The following is a 2734-nucleotide window of genomic DNA, read 5'->3' on the forward strand; positions in this document are numbered from 1 at the left end:
GTGCCGCCCCAGCGGCACTGCTGCCCGCAGCTACGGCGGCTACGGCGCCGTCAAGGACGTTGCCGCCTTGTCCAGGGCCGTTTGGGCTGACTGGGGGTCTGTCGTGTCGCTGGTGAGGAAGGCGAAGGCCAGGAGGCGGCCGTCGGGGGTGGCCACCGTGCCGGCGAGGGTGTTCACGCCGGTCAGCGTGCCGGTCTTGGCGCGGACCAGGCCGGCCGCGCCGTCCGCGTAGCGGCCGCTCAGCGTGCCGGTGAAGCCGGCGACGGGCAGACCGGTGAGGACCGGGCGCAGCTCGGGCCGGCCGGGGTCGGCCGCCTCGGCGAGCAGGGCCGTGAGCAGGTCGGCGGTGATCCGGTCGGTGCGGTCGAGGCCGCTGCCGTCGTGGAAGACCGCGCCCCGCACGGGCAGGCCGAGCCCCTTCAGCCGGGCGGCGAGGGCGGCGGAGACGCCGTGGAAGTCGGCGCGCTGCCCGGTCGCCACGGCCGTGTGGCGGGCCAGTGCCTCGGCGAGGTCGTTGTCGCTGTTGGTCAGCATCCGCTCGACCAGGGCGGACAGCGGCGGCGAGGAGACGGCGGCGAGGGTGGCGGCGCGGGCCGTGGCCTTGGAGGGGCCCGGGGCCGACGCCTTGACGCCGTGTCCGCCCAGGAAGCCGGCGAAGGCACGGGCCGCCTCCGCCGCCGGGTCGTTCGCGCGCGGGGCCGGGCCGCTGGTGGAGTCGTCGGTGCGGGCCTCGTCGGCCATCAGGGCGGTGACGGGGGCGAGGTTCTCGTTGACCCCGATCGGGTGCATTTCCGCACCGGCGTAGAGCGAGGTGTCGTAGGACAGCGTCACCTCGCGCACGCCCCGCTTCTTCAGGGCCGCGGCGGTCTGCTCGGCGAGGGCGCGCAGGCTCGCCTGGCCGCCGGCGTGCGCGCGGGCGGTGAGGGTGGGGTCGCCGCCGCCGACCAGGACGAGTTCGCCCGTGTCGGACTCCAGGGCGGTGCGGGTGGTGAGGCGGTGGTCGGGGCCGAGGGCGGCGAGGGCGGCGACCGCGGTGGCGATCTTGGTGGTGGAGGCGGGGGTCAGCGCGGTGCCGGCGCCGACGCCGTACAGCCGCTTGCCGGTGGTCAGGTCGACGACCGCCGCCCCGCGCCGGGCGCCGAGCGCGGGGTCGTCGAGGAGGGGTCCGAGGGCGTCGGCGAGGGCCTTGCCGCGCGGCGCCGCCTTGACGCCGCCGGGGGCGGTGCCGGAGGTGCCGGTGAGCGCGGTCAGGACGGATGCGGCGCTGGGGGCGGGCCGGGGTTCGCGGGAGGCCGCGCCGGGGCCGGCGGACCCGCGACCGTGATCTGCGCCACCCGTGCGGTCCAGGGCGACTGCCCGGTCCCGCTCGGCCGTACGCTGACCCGTGGAGTCCCAGGGGCCGGCGGCGGTCACCACACCGGCGGCGAGTGCCAGCCCGGCGGTGGCGGCGCCGGCGGTGTACTGCCAGGTCTTCGGCCCGCGGGTGAGCTGCGGCGCCGTGGCCCGCGCGAGCCGCGTCAGACGCGGCCGGGCGGCCCGGGCGGCGCGTGCGAGACGCGGTCGTACGGCACCCGCTGCCCGCACCACGTGCGGTCTCGCGGCCCGCCAAGGCCTCAGCTCTGGCACTACCACCAGCCCCTTTCGCGATCACACACCTGCGTGAGGGACACTTAACCACCAGAACTATGTGCTGATCATGGAGGAGCGTCCGGTGGAGTTCGACGTCACGATCGAGATCCCGAAGGGTTCGCGGAACAAGTACGAGGTGGACCACGAGACCGGTCGTATCCGCCTGGACCGCCGCCTGTTCACCTCGACCGCCTACCCGACCGACTACGGCTTCGTCGAGAACACCCTCGGCGAGGACGGCGACCCGCTGGACGCGCTGGTCATCCTGGACGAGCCGACCTTCCCGGGCTGCCTCATCCGCTGCCGCGCGATCGGCATGTTCCGCATGACCGACGAGGCCGGCGGCGACGACAAGCTGCTGTGCGTGCCGTCGACCGACCCGCGTGTGGAGCACCTGCGTGACATCCACCACGTGTCGGAGTTCGACCGCCTGGAGATCCAGCACTTCTTCGAGGTCTACAAGGACCTGGAGCCCGGCAAGTCCGTCGAGGGCGCCGACTGGGTGGGCCGCACCGACGCCGAGGCCGAGATCGAGCGGTCCTACAAGCGCTTCAAGGACCAGGGCGGCCACTGACCAGCAGCCCCTCCCGTAACGGGCCGCACGCGTGAGGCGTGCGGCCCGTCGACGTTTGGGTGCGCATACTGAGGGCTACAGGAGGGTGTGTCGTACCCAGGGAGCGCAACGCAAGTGATGGAGGCGGAGGACCGCAAGCCGCAGTCGGACGAGGCGCACAGCGCCTTCCGGCCGCCGCAGGGGGTCGGAGCGTCGGCCGACGGCGAGTCGTCGACGACGTCGGAGTTCGAGATCCCGCAGGGGCTGGCCGTGTCCCGCGCCGCCGGCTCGGAGGCCGAGACGACCTCGGAGTTCGCCCTGCCGCAGGGGCTGGACGTGCCCGCGGCGCCACCCGCCGAGTCGGAGGGGTCGGCGTTCAGCACACCGAGCACGTACAGCGCGTGGACCGCGCCGTCCGCCTTCACTCCGGCGAGCGGCATCCCGCTGGTGAGCCTGACCAAGGACGTGCCGTGGCAGGACCGGATGCGGGCGATGCTGCGCATGCCGGTGGCCGAGCGGCCCGCGCCGGAGACGGTGCAGCGGCACGACGAC

At 74.7% G+C, this 2734-nt stretch carries 2 protein-coding genes and 1 pseudogene; 2 read left to right on the top strand and 1 reads right to left on the bottom strand.

Annotation, left to right across the window (positions count from 1 at the left end; all coding sequences use genetic code 11):
- Positions 1 to 39: 39 nt before the first annotated feature.
- On the bottom strand, positions 40 to 1587 hold the full coding sequence (dacB, locus tag GTW67_RS01445; RefSeq protein WP_346010530.1) for a D-alanyl-D-alanine carboxypeptidase/D-alanyl-D-alanine endopeptidase: 1548 nt from the start codon (positions 1585 to 1587) through the stop codon (positions 40 to 42).
- A gap of 124 nt (positions 1588 to 1711) precedes the next feature.
- Between dacB and GTW67_RS01450 the strand changes: the two genes are divergently transcribed.
- On the top strand, positions 1712 to 2203 hold the full coding sequence (locus GTW67_RS01450) for an inorganic diphosphatase (protein ID WP_007452023.1): 492 nt from the start codon (positions 1712 to 1714) through the stop codon (positions 2201 to 2203).
- Between the two features lie 114 nt (positions 2204 to 2317).
- A pseudogene (locus tag GTW67_RS01455) lies at positions 2318 to 2734 on the top strand (threonine/serine exporter family protein); the annotation flags it as partial.

The sequence above is a fragment of the Streptomyces sp. SID5910 genome (assembly GCF_009862125.1).
Taxonomy (GTDB): Bacteria; Actinomycetota; Actinomycetes; order Streptomycetales; family Streptomycetaceae; genus Streptomyces.